This is a genomic window from Bifidobacterium animalis subsp. animalis ATCC 25527 (genome assembly GCF_000260715.1).
Lineage (GTDB): Bacteria > Actinomycetota > Actinomycetes > Actinomycetales > Bifidobacteriaceae > Bifidobacterium > Bifidobacterium animalis.
The window spans coordinates 923,870-946,888 of sequence record NC_017834.1 but is presented as its reverse complement, the minus strand read 5'-3'; the positions used below and the strand labels follow the sequence as shown (position 1 = coordinate 946,888).

The window sequence follows — 23,019 nt, the reverse complement described above, 5'->3', positions numbered from 1 at the left end:
TGGGAGAACGATGCCACACATCTACAGCCAAGCCAGAAAACAATATGAGAACGACGGCGACGGTATTCGCCTGCAGAAGCTTCTGGCGCAGGCGGGATTTGGATCCCGCCGCAAATGCGAGGAAATGATCACCGACGGCCGTGTCGAGGTCGATGGCGAACTCGTCACCGAACTGGGCACCCGAGTCGACCCGAAACGCCAGCAAGTACGCGTCGATGGCTCACGCATACGACTGAATCCGCGGCACATCACCTTGGCATTGAACAAGCCACGCAAGGTGCTGAGCACGATGGACGACCCGAAGGGGCGCTATACGTTGCGTGACATCGTCGGCGACAAATATGAGCGCATCTTCCACATGGGGCGCCTGGACTACGATTCCGAGGGCCTTATCCTCATGACGAACGACGGCGAACTAAGCCAGCATGTCATGCATCCGAAATACGAGGTGGAGAAGACCTACATCGCCACATTGGAAGGGCATATGAGCGGCACGGTATGCCGTCGTCTCGTACGCACCGGCGTGCAGCTCGACGACGGCTGGATCAAGCTCGACCACTGCTCGATCATCGATTCGAACCGTGACCAGACCATCGTGAAGGTGGTGCTCCATTCTGGACGCAACCGCATTGTCCGCCGCATCTTCGGGGCTATCGGCTTCCCGGTCAAACGGCTGGTGCGTACGCAGATCGGCCCGATCAAGCTCGGTGACATCAAATCCGGGTCCTACCGTGTGCTGTCGCAGGATGAGGTTCGCGCACTCTCGAAGGAGGTCGGTCTATGATTCGTGTGGCAATCGATGGCCCTGCCGGCGTGGGCAAGTCGTCTTCGTCGAAGGCCCTTGCGGACTATTTTGGGTTCGCCTACCTCGACACGGGCGCCATGTATCGTGCATGCACATGGTGGTGCCTGGAGCGCGGGGTCGACCTGGATGCGGCCCATGTGGACGAGCAGCAGGTGACGGAGATCGTGGCGGCCTTCTTCACCGACAGCCATTTCGACATCAGCGTCGACCCCCAGCATCCCGGCGTCTTCGCCGACGACGTCGACATCAGCGAGCAGATTCGCTCGCAGGAGGTCTCATCCCACGTATCCAGACTCGCGGCGATCATACCGGTGCGCAACGTGCTCATCGCGGCGCAACGTGCCTACATCGCGGCTCAAAGCGCCGATGATTCGTTCTCGCACGGCCGTGGTGTCGTAGCCGAGGGGCGTGACATCACCGACGTCGTGGAACCCGGTGCGGAGGTGCGCATTCTGCTCACGGCCCGCGAGGAGGTGCGTCAGGCACGTCGTAACAAGCAGGAGCAGGCCGGTGGCGTGGGCAGCGATGACGTAGCGAAACGCGACGCCGCCGACTCGAAAGTCACCCACTTCACGGAGGCTTCGGATGGTGTGACGACGATTGACAACTCCGACATCGATTTCGGGGAGACGCTCGATCTGATGATTGGTCTGGTCGACGACGCGATCGAAGAACAGGAATACCGGCAATATGCCGCCAATCTCGACGATTACGAACTTGATGAGGGCGATGAGGGTCTGCTCGACGGCTCCGCATTCAGTGCAGGCGGAGAGTCGGACCGCCGCAAGGCGGTGGGCGTCATCGCAGTGGTGGGTCGTCCGAACGTGGGCAAGTCGACATTGGTGAACCGTATTCTCGGACGTCGTGCCGCGGTTGTGGAGGACACGCCGGGCGTCACCCGTGATCGGGTGAGCTATGACGCCGAATGGGCGGGCACTGACTTCAAACTGGTGGACACCGGCGGCTGGGAGGCCGACGTCGAAGGCATCGACTCCGCCATCGCATCCCAGGCTCAGATTGCCGTTGAGTTGGCGGACTCCGTGATCTTTGTGGTCGATGCGCTCACCGGGCTCACACAGACCGACGAGCGCATCGTGAAGCTACTGCGTCAGGACGGCAAACCCGTCACCGTTGCAGTGAACAAGATCGACGACCAGATCAGCGAATATATGGCCGCTGAATTCTGGAAGCTCGGGCTTGGTGAACCGTACCCGATCTCTGCCATGCACGGCAGGGGAGTGGGTGACCTGCTCGATGAGGCCGTTGCGCAAATGAAAAGCGCCGAAAAGACCTCCGGTTTCCTCACGCCATCCCATCTGCGCCGTGTGGCGTTAGTGGGGCGCCCTAACGTGGGTAAGTCGTCGCTGCTCAACCAACTCTCACACTCGGAACGCTCGGTGGTGAACGAGCTTGCCGGCACCACGCGCGATCCTGTGGATGAAATCGTGACCATCGACGGCGAGGATTACCTGTTCATCGACACGGCGGGCATCAAACGTCGCCAGCACAAGCTGTCGGGCGCGGAGTACTACTCGTCGCTGCGCACCCAAGCGGCCATCGAACGCTCCGAGCTCGCCTTGGTACTGTTCGACGCCTCCATTCCGATCTCCGATCAGGATCTCAAGGTCATGAGCACGGCGGTGGATGCAGGCCGCGCAGTGGTGCTCGTATTCAACAAATGGGATCTCATGGATGAATTCGACCGCCAGCGCATGGAGCGGTTATGGAAGACCGAATTCGACCGTGTCACTTGGGCTCAACGCGTGAATCTCTCGGCGAAGACCGGCTGGCACACGAACCGTTTGGCCAAGGCGATGACGCAGGCGCTCGAATCTTGGGACAAGCGTATTCCGACGGGCAAACTCAACGCATTCCTCGGCAAGATCCAAGCCTCGCACCCGCATCCGGTACGGGGTGGCAAACAGCCTCGCATTCTGTTCGCTACCCAGGCGTCAAGTCGGCCGCCGCGCTTCGTGATCTTCGCTACTGGCTTCCTGGAGCACGGATACCGACGCTTCCTGGAGCGTTCGCTACGTGAGGAATTCGGATTTGAGGGATCGCCGATCCAGATCTCGGTGAATATTCGCGAAAAGAAGCGCCGTAAGTAGCGATTCCAATGGCCGACGCGCGCAGCGTCGGCCATTATCCGCCCCCTCTGCTATATTGTGTATTCGTTGCCTTTGAGCAATACGGACCATAGCGCAGTTTGGTAGCGCACTTGACTGGGGGTCAAGGGGTCGCGGGTTCAAATCCCGCTGGTCCGACTTCATGGGATTTCTGCCCACCTCATTTTCTGTCGTCGGTCAATCTGCCATATTACAAAGAATCAATTCGGGATGATCTGACGATGCTTTAAAAATATTCGCATACTAATTCTTTTCTCTTCGTTGTTTACATATTTTCAACTGAAACTAGGAAAAGAAGTCGAATAGTCATGCAAAAGATGCGAATCCTTGGGAAAAAGGCTACACTTGGCACAGTTGGCACAACGATACAGAGATCCTCTTCGTATGAGAAAGGTTTGACATGACCGACGCATTCGAGCGAACCGCCGAGAAGATGAAGGCCCATGGCCTGAGCGAGACGGCCATAGCCCAATTCGAGCATCTCTATGATGTGTGGAAGCACGAGGACGGCACCACTTGGATTCGCGAGGAGGACATCGAGCCGGTTCAGGACATTCCCAATTTCGCGCAGATCTATGAGACGATCAACCACGACAAGGCGGTCGACGCATTCGCCAAGACGGCGTTCCTCAAGCTCAACGGCGGTCTGGGAACCTCAATGGGGCTCGACTGCGCAAAATCATTATTGCCGGTTCGCAGGCACAAGGCCAAGCAAATGCGCTTCATCGACATCATTCTCGGACAGGTGGAAACCGCACGCAACCGACTGGGCGTGAAGCTCCCGCTGACGTTCATGAACTCGTTCCGCACATCGTCCGACACCATGAAGGTGCTCAACCGAGACAAGCGGTTCCATCAGGAGGATGTTCCGATGGAGATCATCCAGCACGTGGAGCCCAAGATCGACCTCTCCACAGGGGCGCCGGTATCATTCCCCGCCAATCCCGATCTCGAATGGTGCCCACCGGGACACGGCGACCTGTATTCGACCCTATGGGAATCGGGTCTGCTCGACATTCTCGAAAGCCACGGATTCAAGTACCTGTTCATCTCGAACTCCGACAATCTGGGTGCACGCCCGTCACGCACTCTGGCCCAGCACTTCGAAAACACCGGCGCTCCGTTCATGATCGAAGTGTCGAAACGTACCGAAGCGGATCGCAAGGGTGGTCACATCGTTCGCGACAAGGTCACCGGTAGGCTCATGCTGCGTGAGATGACGCAGGTGGCTCCCGAAGACGCGGCGGAAGCCAAGAACATCGCCAAGCATCCGTATTTCAATACGAACAACATCTGGGTGCGCATCGACTCCCTACGCGAGAAACTGGCACAGAGCAACGGCGTGCTTCCATTGCCTGTCATTCGCAATTACAAGACCGTCGACCCAACGGATGCCTCCACCACCAAGGTGATTCAGCTCGAGACCGCGATGGGCGCTGCGGTGAGTCTGTTCAACGGGGCAATCTGCGTCGAGGTGGACCGCATGCGCTTCCTGCCGGTAAAAACCACCGACGATCTGTTCATCATGCGCTCCGACCGCTTCCATCTGACTGATCAGTACGAGATGGAGGACGGCAACTACATCTTCCCGAACGTCCAGCTTGACACGCGCTTCTATAAGAACATCCATGATTTCGACGACCGGTTCCCCTATGGCGTGCCATCGCTCGCAGCGGCTGCCTCGGTCACGGTGGAGGGGGATTGGACCTTCGGCCGCGATGTGAACTTCTATGGTGAGGCGACATTGCATGATGAGGGACGGCCGAGTTATGTCCCAAACGGCGAATTCGTGGGACCGCAGGGTATAGAGCCCGACGAATGGCTGTAGAATTGTTCGCAGAAAAGAAAATTTGGTCTTTTTCGGTGTTTCAGTACACCATTTGAGGAAAAGGCCCTTATGATAATACAAGGGGCGTTTTCATACGCCCACTTTGATTTAAAACGGTAACGATACGTGAGGACTAATGGCTGAGGGTAGTAACGGCAGGCGCCGCTTCTCGGATAAGTGGGGCAAGCATGAGCTTGATGTGCTGGCAGTGTTGTCGTCCGCTTTTCCGCAATGGCTGACTTCCCGCCAGATCGCCCAGCGTGTGAAGGCATACGCTGACTCCTACGGCGAACTGGCTGATCAGGCCGCAAAGGCGGCTTTCGCAAAACAATTCCAACGTGACCGCGCAAAGCTGGCGGCCATGGGAATCGCCATAGAGTCACGGCAACCTGAATACTCCTCGAAGTCCGAAGGTCAGGATTTCGCCTCGTACCGCCTCCAGCTCGGCGACGAGCCCCGTATCCGGCTGAAGTTCCAGCCGGAAGACATGCCGGTGTTGGCGGCCGCCAACTATCTCGCGCGATCGATGTCCATGTCGTCCGCCCCACAACCTCAACCGCAACACGTCTCTCGCACGGCACCGCGCGTGCCGCAGACGCCGATTCCCGGTCTCGGCCTTGATTCGATCGCACCTGGTCTGGGCACTCAGCACATCCCCGAGAATCTGGTGAAGGAGGTGGATTCCCGCCGATTCGCCGCCACGCTTTCCGTGAACGGCGAAAGCCTGAATGTCGCCTACACCGACACCGACGATCTCGTCATGTTCGTGCTTGAGCATCCGAATACCTCCATTGTGAATCCGCCGGAGGCCGTCGATGCATTCCGTCGACGCCTCAATGCGGCCATCGGCTTCCAGCTCGCCGATGACTCCGCAAACATGTCCAGCGCCAAGGTGGCGGCCCATGCCATTGATGCCGGCGACGAGGCGGAGGACGAAGACGGTGCGAACGGCAAGAGCCACAAGAAGAGCTCGTTCCAGACGGGAAGCGAAGTGGACCGCCGTCTGCGTCTCATGCTGTTCCTCTCCGCACACATGGGGGAGGAGTATTCGCTCTCTGAACTCGCCGTGCGCTTCATTGGCGTCCCCAAGAACGACGACGAGCGCAAGAAGTTCGTGCAGACGATTCACAAGGACATCAACACCCTCACCACCGTCTCCGACGATGGGGAGATGGCCGGCAGCCAGTTCTTCGACATCGACTGGTCGTTGCTCGAATCCGAAGGCATCGTCTGTGCCACGAACTCCCTCGGTCTTGAACGCCTCGCCGGAATCTCGCCGCAGTACATGAGCATGCTCACCGCATCGGTGAACTATCTGGCCCATGCGCCATTGCTGCCCGCCGAAGAGCGCAATCAAGCGGTTGATCTCTACGACCGTCTGCGCCAGTATGTAGAACCCGGACAAACCCCTTGGCTGAGCCTGACCGGCTATGAGGTGGAACCGCGTTCCTTCGGCATTGTGAAGAAGGCAATCGCTGAGCATGCACTGCTGGACATGAAGTACACCGACGGCTCGGGCCGTATTCGTGAGCGTTTGGTGGCGCCGTCCAAAATCTACGTGGACGAAGGCGTGTATTACGTGGCCTTGTGGACCGATGTGGAAGACGTCGCTCCAGCGGCGCTGCACAAGATCGTGCATAAGGACATGACGATTAACAAGGAGACCGGAGAACCTCGAATCTGGCAGATCCTGCGCATCGCGCGCATAGAGGAGGCCGCAGAGGTGGAACCGACCAAGCCGGTGCAGATTCCAGATGTCTCTGTAAGCGACCTGCGCAAATGGAGCATCGAGACCTCCACCGCCGCCGCCTTCATCACCGATCAACCGCATCTGGAGTTCATACGCACACTCGCCGATGCCGAGGTGGAGCCATGCGGCGAAGGGGAAAAGGTCCGACTGCAGATTCAATCTGATTCGTGGTTCGTGGCGTTCTGCATTGCTCATGCGCGCCACATTCTGGCTGTGGCACCGGAGACCTTGCGCACGATGATTATCGCACGCGCCAAGCGTGAGCTGAGCATGCTCGACGAGAACGGCGGCTCCCATTCAGCCGAGGAGCATCATAGCCGCTGACGCTGTGCTTGTAGAGGTATATTACATGACGGACGGACGCCATCGCGCCCGGTGGAATTGACAGGACGACGCAAGGAAAGAGGGAACGCATGCCGTGGTGGATCTGGTTGATTCTGGCCCTTGCCATGCTGGCGGTGTTGATCGCCGGCATCATCTATGTGATCATTCACGGACTCCATGCGCTCCAATCGGTGCAACGGACCGGTGAGGCGGTCTCCGAACGGATGACCCTCATGACCGATACCGAAGGCACCCGACACCCCAAGGAGCGCCCCATCTTCACCGAGCCACTCGAGGTGGCCGCCAATCGATACACGCAGGCCCATACAAAGGTGGACGAGCGCAAGCGGGCACGTCGTGAACGCTATGCACGAATCTGGAGTAGATGGGCCTCATTCAACGACTGACGTGGATGGGGAAAATGGCAGGACGAAACAAAAGGAACAGGCATTCCGAGCCAACAGACGAGAAAACAGGCGAGCGCGAACTCAGCCCCGCTGAACGGTACCAAGCCTTCAAGGAGTCGAGGCAGCACATGCAGTCTGTGGCGGCACGGTTCGCGGACCGTATGCCATTCGAGTTGGATGCCTTTCAGCAGGATGCCAACGAGGCTCTTGAGGCCGGCTCCAATGTGCTTGTGGCGGCACCGACCGGCGCCGGGAAAACCGTGGTGGCCGATTTCGCCATATACCTGGCTCAGCAACGCAATGTGAAGGCGTTCTACACGACGCCTATCAAGGCGTTGAGCAACCAGAAGTACCATGATCTGGTCGATATGTACGGTGCGGATAAGGTGGGGTTGCTCACCGGCGACACCTCGATAAATTCCGAGGCAGACATCGTGGTGATGACCACTGAAGTGCTGCGCAATATGCTCTACGAACATTCGACAACACTCAATGCCTTGGGCTATGTGATTCTCGACGAAGTCCATTATCTCGCCGACAGGTTCAGAGGGCCGATCTGGGAGGAAGTGATCATCCACCTTCCCCAAAGCGTTCGAATCATCGGGCTCTCCGCTACTGTGTCGAATGTCGAAGACTTTGCAGACTGGATTGAATCAGTACGTGGGGACACCAAGCTCGTGGTGTCTGAACATCGACCGGTTCCGCTGGACCAGTATGTGTTATTGCAAAAGGATCCGCGCACCGAACCGGAGTTGTTCGACCTGTATCGCAGGGACGATATGGGTGAACAGACCGTCAAAATGAATGCACGGCTGATGAACCGGCTTGACGAGCTCGACCGTATGGAGGCGCGGCGCGCGCGCGCGGACACCCATGATAGGCCGGAGCGGCGGCGAGATCGCGGAGGCAAACGCAAGTTCGTGCGCAAGCCGGAACGATATCAGCCTCGCCGCTGGGCGGTCGTCGATGAACTGAACTTCTTGGGCATGCTCCCCGCCATCTATTTCGTGTTCTCACGCAATGGCTGTGACGAGGCAGTGGACCAGTGCCTCAACGCCGGGTTGCGGCTCACTACTGACGAGGAGGCCCTGCGCATCCGCAAGATTGTGGATGAGATGATCGAGGGGCAGCTCACTCGTGAGGACCTGAAGACCCTGCACTTCTCGCAGTTCCGCTATGCCTTGGAAGAGGGTTTTGCCGCGCACCATGCCGGTATGATCGCGCTGTTCAAGCAGATTGTCGAGCGCCTGTTCGAAGAGGGCCTCATCAAGTGTGTGTTCGCCACCGAGACACTGGCGCTCGGCATCAACATGCCGGCACGCAGCGTCGTGGTGGAGAAGCTGGAGAAATACAATGGCACAGGCATCGTGCCATTGACCCCGGGGGAGTACACCCAACTCACCGGCCGTGCTGGACGCCGAGGCATCGACACCATAGGTAATGCCATCGTGGTCGATCACCGCTATTTCAAACCCGAGACGGCAGTGGCATTGTCCAGCAAGCGCGTCTACCCGCTGCATTCGAGCTTCAAGGCGACCTTCAATATGGCCGTCAATCTGCTCAACTCCAGCGATTATGAGACGGCACGAGACACCCTCGACCATTCGTTCGCCCAATGGGAGGCCAATGAGTCGGCATGGGATCTCGAGGCATGCATCGGCAAACTGCGCAAGGCCATAGCCGGCTATGAGGAGGCCATGGCCAACGATGCCGGTGACATGGTGGAGCTGCTGCGCATTCGCATGAAGCTCAGCGACCTGCAGAAGAACGAACGTCGGCGGCTCAAGCACGAGGTGTTCAAGTCGAATGAGGAGCGTTCACGTGCATTCCGCCGGCTGGATGCACAGATCGCCCGGCTCAAAGAGCAGGAGGCGAACCACCCCGCCAAACAGTCTCCCGATTTCAAGACCCTGATGAAATGGGGTCACCGCTGGGTGCGTGAGACCAAGGAACTCGAGCGTCTGGAATACCGCTATGAGTCCCGTACCAGTTCGGTGGCTCGCCAGTTCGACCGCATATGCCATAGCCTCGAAGTGCTCGGTTACCTTGAGACAGCCGACGAGAACGGTCACACCGACTACAGGCTCACCGAATACGGGCAGCTACTCAGGCGACTCTACACCGAACGTGATCTGGTATTGGCACAGGCGATCACCCATGGCATCTTCGACGATCTTAATGCCCCCGAACTCGCTGCAGTGATGTCGTCGTTGCTGTATGAGCCGCGCCGAGGCGAGGGTGGGGAACCGAGAAGGTACCCGGGAGGCCCCCGTGGTCGTGTGATGCAGGCCGCGAACGCCTTGAGGGACATGGATGGGCAAATCATCGCATTGTGCGAGGCGAACGGTCTGGAGAACTATCTGCAACCGCTGGACTTCGGCATCGTCGATCTCATGTACAACTGGGCATATGGTGACTCGCTCTCCGAAGTGCTCGAACACAGCGACATGACCGGTGGGGATTTCGTACGTACGGCGAAACGCATTGCCGACGTATTGCAGCAGATCGCCGTCGCCGAACCGTATCTGGGGGAGGGCGGTGCCGAGCTCGCCGCCGTCGCGCATGAGGCCTACGCGCGCGTCAATCGTGGCATCGTGGCTTACTCCGGCGTGGACTGATCGGTGCCAGGACCGGTGCCCGGCACCGAGAATGCAAGGAATAAAGGGGTAGTCCCAGCTGTTTTGTAGCTTGGAAGTACTTTGAAACTCAAGGAGGAACAGCATGGCGGAACGCAGTCTGCGTGGCATGAGCATTGGCGCGAAGTCCTTGGAGTCCGACGACAATGTCGATTTCGCGGCTCGCGTCGAAGTGGCCTACGTATGTCCGAAGGGGCACCGTACCATCCTGCCGTTCGCCGAGTCCGCGGATCTTCCGAACGAATGGGAGTGCCGTTGCGGCGCCACCGCGCACCGTGAGAACGAGGAGGACGAGCAGCCGGACGAAATCACCAAGCCGACCCGCACGCATTGGGATATGCTCATGGAGCGTCGTAGCGAGGACGAGCTGGCGGCATTGCTCGAAAAGCGTCTGAAGATGCATCACGACGGCTGGATTCCGGACTACGAGTGACGACAACCTGACATGACAGAGCATGTTATGTCAGGTTTTTCATTTGCAAAACAGCGTGTGCCCATATAGGGCGGAAAGAGGAAATACATGACAGAACCCAGACGAGTGGTGTTGCTCGATCTCGACGGCACGTTGACGGAATCAGGCCCCGGCATTATCAAATGCGTGATCAAGGCCTTCGAGGCCGTGGATGTTCCCGTGCCAAACGACGAGGCATTGCAGCGTTTCATTGGACCTGCCATCATCGATTCGATGAAGCTCAACGGCATTCCGCCGCACAAACTCGATGAAGCGGTACGCGTCTATCGGCATTTCTATGGTGATGCGAATGTGTTCGACGATCCGAACGAACCCGGGCGGAAAGTGCCCGGCCGTCTTGTCAACTCGATGTACGAAGGCATTCCCGAACAGCTGCGCAAAATGCGCGAGATGGGCTACTATCTCGCGGTATGCACGGCAAAGCCCGAGTATCAGGCCATTCCGATTTGCGAGCATTTCCATCTGACCGATCTTGTTGACGGCATCTACGGGGCGAGCAAAGACAATTCGCGCATCACCAAGGAAGCGGTGATCACCTATGCGCTCGACAGAATCGGTGTAGACAGGAACACCGGAGACAGAGCGCTCATGGTGGGAGATCGTTGGACCGATGTGGACGGCGCCAAGCTCAATGGGCTCGACTGTCTGGGTTGCGGCTGGGGCTATGCCGAGCCGAACGAATTGCGCGAGCATGGCGCATACCGTGTGGTTCCGTTCGTCAGCGAGCTTGCCGATGCGGTGAACGATTACTTCACGGAACGCCAGTGACCGATTGACAATCCAATAATCTCATCAGAAGGGGCGTATGCAATACGTATACGCCCCTTCACTATATTGGTATACTATTATCCGATAATGTACGTTATGTCAGATTAGTGAACCGTTACACTCCCCGTTGAGACATGTATGCGGTATGCCATATCTAGCTCATTCGCCGGGCACAATCAGATCGAATACACAACCGCACCATCCGCACTACGGGCGGCACCACGACATTCATCGCAACAAGACCGACAGGATACGACCAATCCCGCAGCGATAAAACGATGGGTCACGTACAATATGTTTATCGAACAAGCCTTATTATTGAAAACATTTGCACTGGGCATTTTCAATATTCTTGTCTATAGATCTATTTTTACGGATTATCTACATCATGTTGTATATATATATTTCAAACGTGTAGATTTTTCTTGTTTTCTTCGGTAATTTAAATACCTGTTACTTCATTATTCGAACTAGCGTGGCATTCACCAAGGATTGCCAGAACAGCAACACCTTCTCCCCCATGCATTGCCTTGGATTCCTCCACAGCTCAAACGACATCGGCGTGTGCATTACCCCGCGGGGGCCTGCGACCCAGAGTATACAGCAATATGCCGAGGAACAGGCTCGCCAGCACTAGCGCGATCGCCTGCCAAGCATTCGTCTGCAGCAGTTTGTAGGTATCGGCCGAAAAGGTGGAGAACGTGGTCAGACCGCCGCAGAATCCCGTGGTCATGAATTTCGCCATGATCTTGCTCGGTTCGCGTCGTTCGATGATTGCGGTGAATAGCCCCATGAGGAAACAGCCCATGCAATTGATGACAAGAATCGAGATCGGATCCATCGTCCAAGTGTTGAGTCCATTCTCCAGCAGATACCGGCAGACGGCTCCCAATGCACATCCGAATCCCACTGCAATGAGTTCCATGTATCTCCCTACGCAAACGCTCTGGTGATGAGAAAACCCAACGCCACGCAACAAATGCCCACCACGACGCTGCCGATCCAATAGATCCACGCGCGAACCGTGCTGTGCTCTTCGAACAGCGACACGACTTCCGACGTAAAGGTGGAGAATGTGGTCAGACCGCCGCAGAATCCCGTGATCAGCAAAGCTTTCCACGGCTCGGCCACAGGCCCCAGGGCCGCTACCCCCAGCATGATGCCCACGAGCAACGAACCGGTCAGATTCACCAACAGAGTGCCGTATGGGATCGCGTAGTCCTTGCGGTTAAGCCAGCCTGAAGCCAATGAACGCAAACAGCCGCCGGAAAACGCACCAACAGCCACCGCGCTTAGATTCAGCCAGATCATATGATTGACGTCCCCTCATGGGTCTCGTCACCGTCTGCGTCACCATCGTCAGGCAATGGTTCGATGTGTGCCGGTTCGAAACGCATGGCGCGCCGAGCCTGCACATACATGAGCGCCAACTCTGCGAACACCAACACCACGGCAACCACCGCGGAGGGCCATCCCAACCGTTCGTAGAGCGAGCGTGGGTGGGCATCAATCGAGTCCTTGTTCGCCAGGAACAGGAAATACGGCATGGCGAACAAGACAAAGGTGGTGAGCTGGCCGATGATCACGGCCCAACTGACTGGTTTGACCACAACATCCGCACGCCCGAAATGGCTGCAGTACACGGTGACCGCACACACCATGACCGCACAGAGCGCTGCAGCAATCCATAGAATGGCAGGTAAGGCGTTCATGTCACTCCCCTCGTCTTCATGCACATTGATATATTACGCCACAGCGTACGAATGCCCATCGATGTCCAAGGGCACATCGCAATACGGAGGCTCGACGTGCGCGTCCCGGTGATGCAGTCTGGTGCCTTTCGCGACAATCGGCAGACGAGCCAACGGCCCATCGGAATCGACGCTCAGGCGCCGTAAGGCGACATCGGAGGTGACGGCAACGAATTCGGCGGCCGCCAGGCTGGACTCCACTTGACGGAACAGCGTCCCGACGGCAATGATGAACACGGCGGATTCATGCTGCAGCACATCGGCGAACATGGTCTCACCCTCGCAGGCGCGCACATGCTCCCCGTCGCAGACGATGACCATGTGGGAGAGCTGTGTGGAGCGGTAGGCCCGTAGGAACTGCAATGTTTGCGATATGTTCTGCAAGTTCACGCCGAGGTCGAGCAATTTCTTGCATGCGGCGAGCATGAGCACATCGTTGAAGGAATACAGGCGTCGCGATCCCGAACCGTGCGATGCGGTGACCGATGGCTCCACGATATGCTTATGCGCCCAGTAGTCGAGTTGCCGGTATGTGATGCCGGCTGCCCGTGACGCCGCAGATCCGCGGTAACCCTTGCGAACCGGCTCGGTTTCCAGCAGGGAGTCCGGGAACAGCTCCCCTTGTGCCATGGAATCGTCAACCTCGAGCAATGGGACATCCACGAAAAGCGGGAGGCCGTCATTCCGACCTTCCCGCTGTGCTTGTGTCTCCCGATTCGACTCCATTGCAGGGCGTGCGGCTCAATGCTCAGATGTTACGCACCGCGCTGTTCGTGAAATAGATCAGGCGGAACTTCCCGATCATGATCTCGTCACCATTCTTGAGTGTCGCCTTGTCAACCCTCTGTCGGTTCACATAGGTGCCGTTGAGGCTGCCGGCATCAATCACCGTGTAGGCGCCGTTTTCGCGGCGGAACACGGCATGCTGGCGCGAGACCGTGGAATCGTCGAGCAGAATGTCCGCGCGCGGGTCCCTGCCCACGGTCACCTCGTCTTCATCGAGCAGGTAACGCGAACCGGAAAGAGCGCCACGCGTTGCGATAAGCAGAGCCGTGTCGTCCGCCAGTCTGGAGATGGTCTGCAGATCCTCCTGCGTCAACGGGCGCTCACCGCTGGTGGTCACTGGAATCTGGATGGCAGGCATGCCGATGATGGTGGTTTCGCCTGCACTTGGAATTGGATCAGTCATAACTCCTCATTCTACAATCTTTGCGTACTTATAGTCGGTCACCGGCTGCGTCTGGGTGATTTTCACGTCATCGGACGTCTCGACGTTCACGCTCGCCCCGAATTTCACCGTGAGCCTCGAGCCGACGCCACCGGCCATGTTCACTGCATTCGCAAGGTTGTTCTGCTCTCCTATGGCCTTGACGATGTATGGCGCGTTGAGTGCCTTGCCGTCACATATGAGGCCATTCGCCCCTTCGCTGATGTAGGTGGAGGTGACCACCCGCACATCGTTGATGGCAATGACCTCTGCACCTCCGTTGCGCAGCTCCTCGATGAGGTTGAACATGGTCGCTGCATCGATTGGGGCCTTGGTGCCGGCGGAGATATGCACGATGATGCCGGGACCTTCCGCGGGAAGCCGACCTGAGAGAATGCCGCTGGACTCCTCGTTCTCCTTGGCGATGCGGTTCGCCTCGGCCTCCTTATCGGCTGCCTGCTGCAGCGAAGTGAGCTGCCGGCTGAGCTCGGTGCGTCGCTCTTCAAGGCGCTGTACCTGCGTGTTCGTCTCGCCGAGCATACGGGTGAGTTCAGACTCGGTCATCGTCTCATACGTCATATCCGTATTGTTCACCTGAATCACGTACCCGAACGACAGCAGTGCGCACAATGCCGCTACAAGCACACTGGCCAGCAGCCGCGCGCGAATGGATTGTGCGCGTCCGGAAATCTGCTTCTTCGGTTTCGCTTTCTTGACCACCGGAAATGCACCAGTTGGCAGTTTGTCGTTCTGCCAGTCTTTTTTCTGCTGAGAGAGGATTTTCTTCACATGGCTGCCTCTGGGCGGTTCAGGAGGCGTCCCGGCTGACTGAATCGGTTTGTTCTCGTGCTCATTCGCTTCGCCCATGCTCACCCCTGGAAAATGAAACGACGGATTGCCGAGACGTTGGAGAAGATGCGGATGCCAAGCACGACGATGACGGCGGTGGAGAGTTGCGAACCCACGCCGAGCTGGTTGCCCAGAAGCACTAGGAGCGTTGCGGTGACAACATTGGAGAAGAACGAGATCACGAACACCTTGTCGGAGAAGCTGCGCTCGAAGTAGGCACGTGCCGCACCAAGCAACGCATCAAGTGCCGCCACCACCATGATCGGAAGGTACGGTTGGAGCCAAATCGGAATGTCCGGTTTCACGAACAGACCGACTACCACGCCGATGATCAGACCGAGCACTGCTGCCATTACTGTATCTCCTTCGCGTATGTAACCTGGCCAGGTGTCGCCGCCTTGAGCCGAATCATATTCTCCTTGCTGGTCTGCAACGTCATACCGGCGTCCTTGAACTCCTGGTACAGCATCGAGAGCTCCCTCTGCCCCATTCTATTCGCAAGCTCGTTCTTATTGCCGATGGCTTGAATGCGGTATGGGCTTGAAACCGGCGTGGTGCCAATGAGTATGGAGTTGCCTGCGGTTCGTATGGACGTCTGCACCCCCAGCCTGTTGTCGTTGATGGAGATCGCCTCGGCGCCCGCCTTCCACATAAGCGAGACGAGCAATTGCAGATCAGTGTCGGTGACCACGCGCAATCGGTTCGCTGATTTCTCTCGAGGCAGTGCCCCTTCCTGCGCATTGCTGTTTGTCACCATCGGGTCGGCAATGGTGAGCACAATGCCCTCGCCTTCGACCGCGGTGGCGCCCGCAGCCGCTTCGTTGCGCCGTACCTCCTGCTCCACCTGGGAGGGCAATGCGGATTGCGATTGGCGGTCCACATCTGCGCGCAGACCCGCAATCTGCTTCTCCAGTTCGCCTATGTGCGTATTCTGCGCCTCAAGCTGCGACGCCAACTGTTGGCGTACCTGTTTGCGAGGATCGGTGTTGAGCAGGCGCACGAACAGGCATCCCGCGAATCCGACGGCCACGCATATGATGAGCACGATAATGCGCGTACCCCAGAATGCGAGTTTCGAATCCGGTTTGGTGACCAGTCTCGAATCGCTGTAGAGGGCATCCATCGGACGGTTCACCAGATCGTCGATGAGCCGGAGTGAGGCGTCATAGTGTTTGCCTCGACGCCGGGGCGGCATCATCCCGCCACGTACTATCTCAGTATGGTGTGAATCGAGGCGGGCGTATGCGGATGAAAAAACGGCACGCCTGCGAACCGGTGGATCTTCAACACTCACCGGGAACACTTCAGGCATGCCGTTTTCGCGGGTCAACTGTGCGTCCTCTCTCTGATTACCTACCTGCCTGCGTTTCGAACAGCGCAATGACGTCCATCTGCCTGCAGGAGTCCGATGCCCTGGCGCATATACAGGATCCCGGCCATCCAGTACAGTCCTATGCCCCAGATTGCACAGGAGATAGCCGCATAGTGCAGCATTTCGAATACGGGCATCTGACGTTCTATGTCGGCCACCATGAGCCCGACGATTGAGATCATGAGCACTGCGGTGCCTGTCTTGCCCACGAAGTGCACCGGAAGCGGCCCATAGTTGTGTTGCGCGAGCACCACAGTGAGCACGGCCATCGTCACATCACGCAAAGCCACGAGAATGAGCATCCACCAAGGCACCACATGGCAGATGCCGAGTGCCAGAATGGAGCACAGGATGAGCAACCGGTCGGCGATCGGATCGAGCAACTGGCCGATCTTGCTCACTTGATTGAATTTGCGCGCAATGAGACCATCGAGCCCATCAGAGGCGAACGACAACGCCAGCACGACCAGTGCCCATACCATGCTGTGCTCGGTGATGAGCCATGCGATGATCGGAATGGAGATGATGCGCAGCAGACTGATGATATTCGGTATGGTGAACACCACGTCACGCGGTTCCGGACTGTACTTCTTCCGGCTGAACTTCTCTTTGAGATCCATAGGCGTCACATCCAAGCGACTCACATTCGCGTCGCCTGGATGGCGGTGACGATGATGCCGCGCGCGCCGACTTCATACAACTGATCCATGAGCTGATTCACCTTGGCTTTCGGCACCATGACACGCACCGCCGCCCACTGCTTGTCGTGAAGCGGCGAGATGGTGGGGCTTTCGAAGCCGGGTGTGATCTGCACGGCCGCGGAGATCTTCTCCACGGGAATATCGAAGTCCATGAGCACATAGCGCTTGGCCGTGAGCACACCCTGCAGGCGGCGCTCGAGCCGTTCCAAGCGCTCGTCCTGCGGGTCCAGCCGCGGCGAGCGAATGAGCACCGCTTCCGAGTGCAGAATCGGCTCCCCGAAAATGCGCAGACCGGCGTTGCGCAGGGTGGTACCCGTGGAGACGACATCTGCGATCAAATCAGCCACACCAAGCTGCACCGAGGATTCCACCGCGCCATCCAAATGGATGGGCGTCGCATTGATGCCATGTTCGGTCAGATAGTCATGCACAAGCTTGTCGAAGGAGGTACCCACCCGCTTGCCTTCGACGTCGTCGAGCGTGGTGATCGGGCTGTCCTGCGGCGCAGCGAAACGGAACGTGGATCCTCCGAAACCGAGGTTCATCTCCTCCTGCGCATCAGTGCCCGAGTTGAGCAGCAGATCATGGCCGGTGATACCCACGTCGATGGTGCCCATGCCCACGTACACTGCGATGTCCAGTGGACGAAGGTAGAACAGTTCGACGTCGTTGTCGGGGTCCTCCACCACCAGTTGGCGTGGGTTGCTCCGCAACGTGTATCCGGCCTCAGACAGCATGGCCCATGCCGGCTCGGAAAGCATGCCCTTGTTTGGCACTGCGATTCTCAGCATGATTCCTCCAACTTCCTCCCCACGCTTGCGCCGCATGCGACCGACGCCCCAGCGGGTATTTGCTTACAGGTTCTTGTAGATGTCGTCGAGGGTGATGCCACGGTCGATCATCATGACCTGCAGATGGTAGATGAGCTGGCTCATCTCCTCGGCGGTGCGCTCGGCACCCTCGTATTCGGCGGCGATCCAGGTCTCGCCCGCCTCTTCGATGATCTTCTTGCCAATGAAATGGGTGCCTTTGCCAAGTTCGTCCACGGTGAGTGAACCTGGGGTCTGGTTGGCGGCCTTTTCGCTGAGTTCGGCGAACAGCGACTCGAATGTCTTCATGGTTTCCTTAATCGAACGTACACGTGCTACCCAGTGTGGCACGTGGTATGGGCATGAATGTGCCGCACGCCGTTTCGACGTGCGGCAAGTTGCGAATCAGTCGCGGTAGGCGGCGGCGGCCGTGTCGCGAATCTCGTTGATCGCCTTGGCTGGATCAGCGGCACCATAGACTGCGGATCCAGCGACGAGAATATTCGCGCCAGCCTGAGCCACGGTTGCTGCCGTCTTCGGGCTTACGCCACCATCGACCTGAATGTTCGTGTCAAGGCCACGACGTGTGATTTCGTCACGCAGGCGGCGCACCTTGCCCATCTGGTTGGCGAGGAACTTCTGGCCACCGAATCCCGGTTCCACCGTCATGATGAGAATGGTGTCGAATTCCTCGAGAATGTCGAAGATCGGTTCGACCGGCTCGGCGGGACGTACGGCGAACCATGCCTCGCATCCCATGTCGTGCAGTTGGCGTGCCAGACGCACCGGCGCATGGGTGGCCCCCATGTGGAAGGTGACCGAATGAGCGCCACGCTCCGCATAGCCAGGAGCCCAGCGATCCGGATCGTCAATCATGAGATGCACATCGACCGGCAGATCGGTGACCTCGCAGATGCGCTTGACAACCGGTTCGCCAATGGTCAGATTCGGGACAAAGTGGTGGTCCATCACATCGACGTGAACCATGTCCGCATTCGAAATGCGCTCGAGATCGCGTTCGAGATTGCAGAAATCCGCAGATAGAATGCTTGGTGCGATTTTAATATCCATGGTTGCCATTCTAAATACAGTAATCGACTAGGTGAGACGTCTGAGCGGCCATATTCAGCCCGCATTGCGGCCGGAGCCACCTGCAGCCTGCGTCGACTGCTCCTGTCTGGCTTCCAATTCGGTCTGGGCATGCAGCTTGTCGCTGAGAAGCTGGGTGGGACTTCCCACTCGCTGGATGACGATGAAGGCGACGGCTCCGAGCATGAACACAATGATTGACACCCATACGTTGACGCGCAGTCCGAGGATCTCGTGGGAGAAGTCGATGCGCAGCATCTCGATCCAGGTGCGCCCAAGGGTGTACCACATCACATACAGCGCGAACAGGGATCCGGCCTTGAGCCTGTTCGCAAGCCGGTGGCCGATCCAGATGATCAGGGCGGCTCCGATGAGATTCCATATCATCTCATACAGGAAGGTCGGATGGAACAACGTGCCGGTCGGGCAGGTCGCCCCGTCATAGCAGGTCTCACTGTTGCCTATGGCACTGCCATTCGTGTTGAGCTTGAGCCCCCATGGCAGCGTGGTGGGCTTGCCGTACAGCTCCTGGTTGAACCAGTTGCCAAGGCGACCGATCGCCTGAGCCACAAGCAGCGCAGGCGCAATGGAATCCGCCAGCAACGCCATCGGATAATGCTTATGGCGGCACCATGCCCATGCGCCCAGTGCGCCGCATAGGATGGCGCCCCAGATGCCGAGACCGCCGTTCCATATGCGGAACATCTCAACCCAGTCGCCATTCGGGCCGAAGAAACGCTCCGGCGTGGTGATGATGTGGTAGAGGCGTGCACCGACGATGCCACATGGTACCGCCACCAGGGTGGTATCGAAGATCTGGTCGAAAGTGCCTCCAAGTCTCTTCCAACGTTCACCGGTGATCCATACCGCGGCAATGATGCCCAGCAGCATCGTCAACGCATAGATGTGAATCGTCAGCGATCCCACATGGAATTGGGAGATGGATGGCGAGGGAATGTAGGCAAGAGTCGTCATATGCTCGAATATAGCGTGGAGAACCGATATCGGCATAGGACCGGTATTGGTTGGCAGCCGGATTCATTGTCCCGGTCGCCAACCAATAGCGTGCCACTACAGGCGGGCGTTGTGGATTCCCTCGGCGAGTTCTGCGGTCTTGGCCGCCAATGCAGCCAGACCTGAGGTGAGCTCACGTGCATCGCCGTCCTCGGTGAGCAGTGTGTGGACCAAGGCGGATCCAACGATGACCCCGTCTGCATACTGCCCGACGGCCTTGCCTTGAGCGGCGGTGGAGACGCCGATGCCCACGCACACATTCTCGGCCCCCGCCTTGTGGGTCCGGGCCACGAGGTCCTCCGGGGAAGTCCCCAGACTCGACCGTTCACCAGTCACGCCCATGCGCGATGCCGCATAGACGAATCCTCGGTCGTTTTCGCACACCACCCGCAGACGCTCATCGGTGGAGTCGGGGGAAACAAGGAAGATGCGATCGAGCCCATGGCGGTCAGACGCCTCGATCCACTCCCCCGCCTCGTCGGGAATGAGATCGGGGGTGATAAGGCCTGCGCCTCCTGCATTCGCGAAATCAGCGGCAAAGTGTTCGACCCCATAATGGTAGATGAGGTTCCAATAACTCATGATGAGCGGCACTCCACCGGCGTTGGCCACCGTTTCCACGGCTTTGAACACATCGGCTATGCGCTCGCCATTGTTCAGGGCGATCTGGCTGGCGGCCTGGATCACCGGGCCGTCCATCACTGGATCGGAATACGGCAGTCCTATCTCGACGATGTCGGCACCGTTCTCGACCATCGTGGCGAAGGCCTCAAGTGACTGTTCCATCGTGGGGAATCCGAATGGCAGGTATCCAATGAACGCAGGCTTGTTCTGCGCTTTGAACCGTGTGAACAGCTCGCGGCATGGGCTGAGACGATGGCTGATTCCGAGCGGCTGCCCGCTTGGCGTGGTGTTGTATTCGGTCATATCTGCTCCTATTCCACTTACTCGTTCACGCGTTGTTGCCGGTCGCACCGTTCGCCTCGAGTGCGGCTGCCTGCTCGTCGGTGAGATATCCGAACCATTTGCCGGCGGTGTTCATGTCCTTGTCGCCGCGTCCGGAGATGTTCACAATCATCACCGGATGCTCATAGCCCTTCTCCTTGAGATCCCGCGCCGCTTTATAGGCGCCGGCGACGGCATGGGAGCTCTCGATAGCTGGAATGATGCCTTCGGTCTCGCACAGATCCTTGAACGCGCTCATCGCTTCCTCATCGGTCGCCCATGAATAGTTCACGCGTCCGATTTCCTTGAGCCATGCATGTTCAGGGCCAACGGACGCATAGTCGAGGCCTGCAGAAATCGAGTAGGTGTCAAGGGTCTGTCCCTCAGAGTTCTCAAGCAGGTAGCTTTTGGCCCCCTGGAACATGCCGAGTTCACCGGTTCCAGATGCGAAACGGATGGCATGCTGGCCGGAGTTCGGCCCATGGCCGCCAGCCTCGAAACCATAGAGGTTGACGCGCGGATCGTCGAGGAAGGCGTTCATGATGCCAATGGCATTGGAGCCACCGCCCACGCAGGCGCAGATTGCATCGGGATGATCGATGCCGTACCACTGTGCCAGCTGCTCCTTTGCCTCCTCACCTATGATCTTCTGGAAGTCACGCACCATCTCCGGGAATGGATGAGGACCTGCGACGGTACCAAGCAGATAGTGGGTGTCTTTGACGTTGGTGACCCAATCACGCAGCGCCTCGTTGATGGCGTCCTTGAGAATGCGATCGCCGAGCGTCACTTCGACCACCTCGGCTCCCAGCATGCGCATGCGTGCCACATTGAGCGCCTGCCGCCGTGCGTCGATCTGCCCCATGTAGATGCGGCACTTGAGGCCGAGCATCGCACACACGGTGGCTGTAGCAACGCCGTGCTGTCCTGCTCCGGTCTCCGCGATCACGCGGGTCTTGCCCATGCGTTTGACGAGCAGTGCCTGCCCGATCGCATTATTGATCTTATGGGCACCAGTGTGGTTGAGGTCCTCGCGCTTGAGGAACACTCTAGCGTCGAGTCCGGTGCGTTCCTTGATGCGTTCGGCGAATCGCGGCGCCTCGGTGAGCGGTGAAGGCCGTCCAACATAGCGCTTATTGAGTGTGGCGAGCTCCTTGTGGAATTCGGGATCATCTTTCGCGTCGTCGTACACACGCTGCAATTCATCGAGGGCGGTGATAAGCGCCTCCGGCACATAGCGGCCGCCGAACTGCCCCCAATACGGGCCATGATGTTCGCTCAATGGGGTGGTTTCAGAAGCTTTCACGCGTTCTCCTGCCTTCACTAATCGTTCCACGGCCAGCCGCGGGTCATCGGCGGTGGCCACGCCCTCTCCTACCAGAACAGCGTCGGCTCCGGCGCGGGCATAATCCTCAACTTCAACGGCGCCGAATACACCGGACTCGGCCACCTTGATCACATCTTCGGGCAGATTGCTCGCCAGCTCGGTGTATTTGCCCACATCGACACGCAAATCCTTCAGATTGCGCGCATTGATGCCGATCACACGCGCGCCGGCCGCGATGGCCCGCTCGATTTCCTCACGGGTATGCGTTTCGACCAGGGCGGTCATACCGAGTTCATGCGTGAGCTTCAGCAGATGCGCCAGCTGTGTGTCGTCGAGCGCCGCGACGATGAGCAGCACGATATCCGCTCCATGCGCACGCGCCTCCCAGATCTGGTAATCCGTGGTGATGAAATCCTTCCGAAGCACCGGGATGTGCACGGCGGCACGTACGGCATCGACATCGTCAAGAGACCCGAGGAACCTGCGGCCCTCAGTGAGCACCGAGATTGCGCTCGCACCGCCTTGTTCGTATTGTCGGGCCAAAGTGGCGGGGTCTTCTATATCGATGAGATGCCCTTTCGACGGCGAGGCACGCTTTATTTCGGCAATCACCGGAATACCGTCGGGACGCCTAAGCCATCGTTTCGCGTCGAGGGGAGCCGGAGCCAAGGCAACCCGGGCCTTGAGCTCTTCCAACGACGTTACGCGTTCACGGTCGCACTTGTCTTCGAGTGCCCCCGCTACCAGTTCATCCAAAACCGACATGCTCCTCCTTGGGATGCGATGGCTCAACGGGCCCTTCCCGTCACAGTCACTGTAACGGAATGCAGGTGGCGAAC

General features: G+C 58.2%; 23 protein-coding genes and 1 tRNA gene. 9 read left to right on the top strand and 15 right to left on the bottom strand.

The window, feature by feature from the left end:
- Nucleotides 1–10 precede the first annotated feature (10 nt).
- The 9 genes from BANAN_RS04045 (at nucleotide 11) to BANAN_RS04005 (ending at nucleotide 11,116) form a co-directional block, all read left to right on the top strand.
- Entirely contained in the window at nucleotides 11–784 is a 774-nt protein-coding gene (locus BANAN_RS04045; RefSeq protein WP_004217967.1) for a pseudouridine synthase, read from the top strand.
- Nucleotides 781–2,913 carry a bifunctional cytidylate kinase/GTPase Der gene (gene der, locus BANAN_RS04040; RefSeq protein WP_014697653.1) on the top strand — a complete coding sequence of 711 codons (2,133 nt, stop codon included), beginning with the start codon at nucleotides 781–783 and terminating at the stop codon, nucleotides 2,911–2,913. The genes BANAN_RS04045 and der overlap by 4 nt, the downstream gene beginning before the upstream one ends.
- An 82-nt stretch (nucleotides 2,914–2,995) precedes the next feature.
- Nucleotides 2,996–3,069 (top strand) — tRNA-Pro (locus BANAN_RS04035).
- Between the two features lie 262 nt (nucleotides 3,070–3,331).
- Nucleotides 3,332–4,759 (top strand): UTP--glucose-1-phosphate uridylyltransferase, encoded by a 1,428-nt coding sequence (locus BANAN_RS04030; protein WP_014697652.1) that lies wholly within the window; start codon nucleotides 3,332–3,334, stop codon nucleotides 4,757–4,759.
- 136 nt (nucleotides 4,760–4,895) lie between these two features.
- The gene (locus BANAN_RS04025; RefSeq protein WP_014697651.1) at nucleotides 4,896–6,833 is read left to right on the top strand and encodes a helix-turn-helix transcriptional regulator; all 1,938 of its coding nucleotides are present in this window, start codon (nucleotides 4,896–4,898) and stop codon (nucleotides 6,831–6,833) included.
- 89 nt (nucleotides 6,834–6,922) lie between these two features.
- Nucleotides 6,923–7,240 (top strand): hypothetical protein, encoded by a 318-nt coding sequence (locus BANAN_RS04020; protein ID WP_014697650.1) that lies wholly within the window; start codon nucleotides 6,923–6,925, stop codon nucleotides 7,238–7,240.
- Nucleotides 7,241–7,254: 14 nt separating this feature from the next.
- A complete protein-coding gene (locus BANAN_RS04015) occupies nucleotides 7,255–9,858 on the top strand; it encodes a DEAD/DEAH box helicase (RefSeq protein WP_394295948.1) in 2,604 nt (867 codons plus the stop codon).
- A 103-nt stretch (nucleotides 9,859–9,961) separates the two neighbouring features.
- Entirely contained in the window at nucleotides 9,962–10,309 is a 348-nt protein-coding gene (locus BANAN_RS04010) for an RNA polymerase-binding protein RbpA (RefSeq protein WP_004217973.1), read from the top strand.
- An 87-nt stretch (nucleotides 10,310–10,396) separates the two neighbouring features.
- On the top strand, nucleotides 10,397–11,116 hold the full coding sequence (locus BANAN_RS04005; protein ID WP_014697648.1) for an HAD hydrolase-like protein: 720 nt from the start codon (nucleotides 10,397–10,399) through the stop codon (nucleotides 11,114–11,116).
- Nucleotides 11,117–11,663: 547 nt separating this feature from the next.
- Here BANAN_RS04005 and BANAN_RS04000 read toward each other — a convergent pair.
- The 15 genes from BANAN_RS04000 to BANAN_RS03930 form a co-directional block, all read right to left on the bottom strand.
- Nucleotides 11,664–12,041 carry a fluoride efflux transporter FluC gene (locus tag BANAN_RS04000; RefSeq protein ID WP_014697647.1) on the bottom strand — a complete coding sequence of 126 codons (378 nt, stop codon included), beginning with the start codon at nucleotides 12,039–12,041 and terminating at the stop codon, nucleotides 11,664–11,666.
- Between the two features lie 8 nt (nucleotides 12,042–12,049).
- Nucleotides 12,050–12,427, bottom strand: a complete 378-nt coding sequence (gene crcB, locus BANAN_RS03995) for a fluoride efflux transporter CrcB (protein ID WP_014697646.1) — start codon at nucleotides 12,425–12,427, stop codon at nucleotides 12,050–12,052.
- Nucleotides 12,424–12,777 carry a hypothetical protein gene (locus BANAN_RS03990; RefSeq protein WP_014697645.1) on the bottom strand — a complete coding sequence of 118 codons (354 nt, stop codon included), beginning with the start codon at nucleotides 12,775–12,777 and terminating at the stop codon, nucleotides 12,424–12,426. The genes crcB and BANAN_RS03990 overlap by 4 nt, the downstream gene beginning before the upstream one ends.
- Nucleotides 12,778–12,861: 84 nt before the next feature.
- Nucleotides 12,862–13,593: a MerR family transcriptional regulator gene (locus tag BANAN_RS03985; RefSeq protein WP_014697644.1), complete on the bottom strand. Its 732-nt coding sequence runs from the start codon at nucleotides 13,591–13,593 to the stop codon at nucleotides 12,862–12,864.
- 22 nt (nucleotides 13,594–13,615) lie between these two features.
- Nucleotides 13,616–14,056, bottom strand: coding sequence for an FHA domain-containing protein (locus BANAN_RS03980; RefSeq protein ID WP_004217981.1), 441 nt, complete (start codon nucleotides 14,054–14,056; stop codon nucleotides 13,616–13,618).
- A 6-nt stretch (nucleotides 14,057–14,062) separates the two neighbouring features.
- A complete protein-coding gene (locus tag BANAN_RS03975) occupies nucleotides 14,063–14,941 on the bottom strand; it encodes a DUF881 domain-containing protein (protein WP_014697643.1) in 879 nt (292 codons plus the stop codon).
- Between the two features lie 2 nt (nucleotides 14,942–14,943).
- Nucleotides 14,944–15,276, bottom strand: coding sequence for a small basic family protein (locus BANAN_RS03970; RefSeq protein WP_004217983.1), 333 nt, complete (start codon nucleotides 15,274–15,276; stop codon nucleotides 14,944–14,946).
- A complete protein-coding gene (locus tag BANAN_RS03965) occupies nucleotides 15,276–16,253 on the bottom strand; it encodes a DUF881 domain-containing protein (protein ID WP_080571630.1) in 978 nt (325 codons plus the stop codon). The genes BANAN_RS03970 and BANAN_RS03965 overlap by 1 nt, the downstream gene beginning before the upstream one ends.
- A gap of 23 nt (nucleotides 16,254–16,276) precedes the next feature.
- Nucleotides 16,277–16,915, bottom strand: a complete 639-nt coding sequence (locus BANAN_RS03960) for a CDP-alcohol phosphatidyltransferase family protein (RefSeq protein ID WP_014697641.1) — start codon at nucleotides 16,913–16,915, stop codon at nucleotides 16,277–16,279.
- 20 nt (nucleotides 16,916–16,935) lie between these two features.
- Nucleotides 16,936–17,787 carry an ATP phosphoribosyltransferase gene (gene hisG / locus BANAN_RS03955; RefSeq protein WP_014697640.1) on the bottom strand — a complete coding sequence of 284 codons (852 nt, stop codon included), beginning with the start codon at nucleotides 17,785–17,787 and terminating at the stop codon, nucleotides 16,936–16,938.
- 63 nt (nucleotides 17,788–17,850) lie between these two features.
- On the bottom strand, nucleotides 17,851–18,114 hold the full coding sequence (locus BANAN_RS03950) for a phosphoribosyl-ATP diphosphatase (protein ID WP_004217988.1): 264 nt from the start codon (nucleotides 18,112–18,114) through the stop codon (nucleotides 17,851–17,853).
- 96 nt (nucleotides 18,115–18,210) lie between these two features.
- Entirely contained in the window at nucleotides 18,211–18,876 is a 666-nt protein-coding gene (gene rpe, locus BANAN_RS03945; protein WP_004217990.1) for a ribulose-phosphate 3-epimerase, read from the bottom strand.
- A gap of 54 nt (nucleotides 18,877–18,930) precedes the next feature.
- Nucleotides 18,931–19,869, bottom strand: a complete 939-nt coding sequence (gene lgt / locus BANAN_RS03940; protein WP_014697639.1) for a prolipoprotein diacylglyceryl transferase — start codon at nucleotides 19,867–19,869, stop codon at nucleotides 18,931–18,933.
- 96 nt (nucleotides 19,870–19,965) lie between these two features.
- Nucleotides 19,966–20,835, bottom strand: coding sequence for a tryptophan synthase subunit alpha (gene trpA / locus BANAN_RS03935; protein ID WP_014697638.1), 870 nt, complete (start codon nucleotides 20,833–20,835; stop codon nucleotides 19,966–19,968).
- A 25-nt stretch (nucleotides 20,836–20,860) separates the two neighbouring features.
- Entirely contained in the window at nucleotides 20,861–22,945 is a 2,085-nt protein-coding gene (locus BANAN_RS03930; RefSeq protein WP_014697637.1) for a bifunctional indole-3-glycerol phosphate synthase/tryptophan synthase subunit beta, read from the bottom strand.
- Nucleotides 22,946–23,019 lie beyond the last annotated feature (74 nt).

Coding starts and splice junctions, on each gene's coding strand:
- BANAN_RS04010 (WP_004217973.1), top strand. CDS start 9,962: ATGGCGGAACGCAGTCTGCGTGGCATGAGCATTGGCGCGAAGTCCTTG.
- BANAN_RS03975 (WP_014697643.1), bottom strand. CDS start 14,941: ATGGGCGAAGCGAATGAGCACGAGAACAAACCGATTCAGTCAGCCGGG.
- BANAN_RS03970 (WP_004217983.1), bottom strand. CDS start 15,276: ATGGCAGCAGTGCTCGGTCTGATCATCGGCGTGGTAGTCGGTCTGTTC.
- BANAN_RS04020 (WP_014697650.1), top strand. CDS start 6,923: ATGCCGTGGTGGATCTGGTTGATTCTGGCCCTTGCCATGCTGGCGGTG.
- BANAN_RS03950 (WP_004217988.1), bottom strand. CDS start 18,114: ATGAAGACATTCGAGTCGCTGTTCGCCGAACTCAGCGAAAAGGCCGCC.
- BANAN_RS03985 (WP_014697644.1), bottom strand. CDS start 13,593: ATGGAGTCGAATCGGGAGACACAAGCACAGCGGGAAGGTCGGAATGAC.
- BANAN_RS04000 (WP_014697647.1), bottom strand. CDS start 12,041: ATGGAACTCATTGCAGTGGGATTCGGATGTGCATTGGGAGCCGTCTGC.
- BANAN_RS04025 (WP_014697651.1), top strand. CDS start 4,896: ATGGCTGAGGGTAGTAACGGCAGGCGCCGCTTCTCGGATAAGTGGGGC.
- BANAN_RS04005 (WP_014697648.1), top strand. CDS start 10,397: ATGACAGAACCCAGACGAGTGGTGTTGCTCGATCTCGACGGCACGTTG.
- BANAN_RS03930 (WP_014697637.1), bottom strand. CDS start 22,945: ATGTCGGTTTTGGATGAACTGGTAGCGGGGGCACTCGAAGACAAGTGC.
- rpe (WP_004217990.1), bottom strand. CDS start 18,876: ATGGATATTAAAATCGCACCAAGCATTCTATCTGCGGATTTCTGCAAT.
- hisG (WP_014697640.1), bottom strand. CDS start 17,787: ATGCTGAGAATCGCAGTGCCAAACAAGGGCATGCTTTCCGAGCCGGCA.
- BANAN_RS03960 (WP_014697641.1), bottom strand. CDS start 16,915: ATGGATCTCAAAGAGAAGTTCAGCCGGAAGAAGTACAGTCCGGAACCG.
- BANAN_RS04045 (WP_004217967.1), top strand. CDS start 11: ATGCCACACATCTACAGCCAAGCCAGAAAACAATATGAGAACGACGGC.
- BANAN_RS04015 (WP_394295948.1), top strand. CDS start 7,255: ATGGCAGGACGAAACAAAAGGAACAGGCATTCCGAGCCAACAGACGAG.
- der (WP_014697653.1), top strand. CDS start 781: ATGATTCGTGTGGCAATCGATGGCCCTGCCGGCGTGGGCAAGTCGTCT.
- BANAN_RS04030 (WP_014697652.1), top strand. CDS start 3,332: ATGACCGACGCATTCGAGCGAACCGCCGAGAAGATGAAGGCCCATGGC.
- crcB (WP_014697646.1), bottom strand. CDS start 12,427: ATGATCTGGCTGAATCTAAGCGCGGTGGCTGTTGGTGCGTTTTCCGGC.
- BANAN_RS03990 (WP_014697645.1), bottom strand. CDS start 12,777: ATGGTGTGTGCGGTCACCGTGTACTGCAGCCATTTCGGGCGTGCGGAT.
- BANAN_RS03980 (WP_004217981.1), bottom strand. CDS start 14,056: ATGACTGATCCAATTCCAAGTGCAGGCGAAACCACCATCATCGGCATG.
- lgt (WP_014697639.1), bottom strand. CDS start 19,869: ATGACGACTCTTGCCTACATTCCCTCGCCATCCATCTCCCAATTCCAT.
- trpA (WP_014697638.1), bottom strand. CDS start 20,835: ATGACCGAATACAACACCACGCCAAGCGGGCAGCCGCTCGGAATCAGC.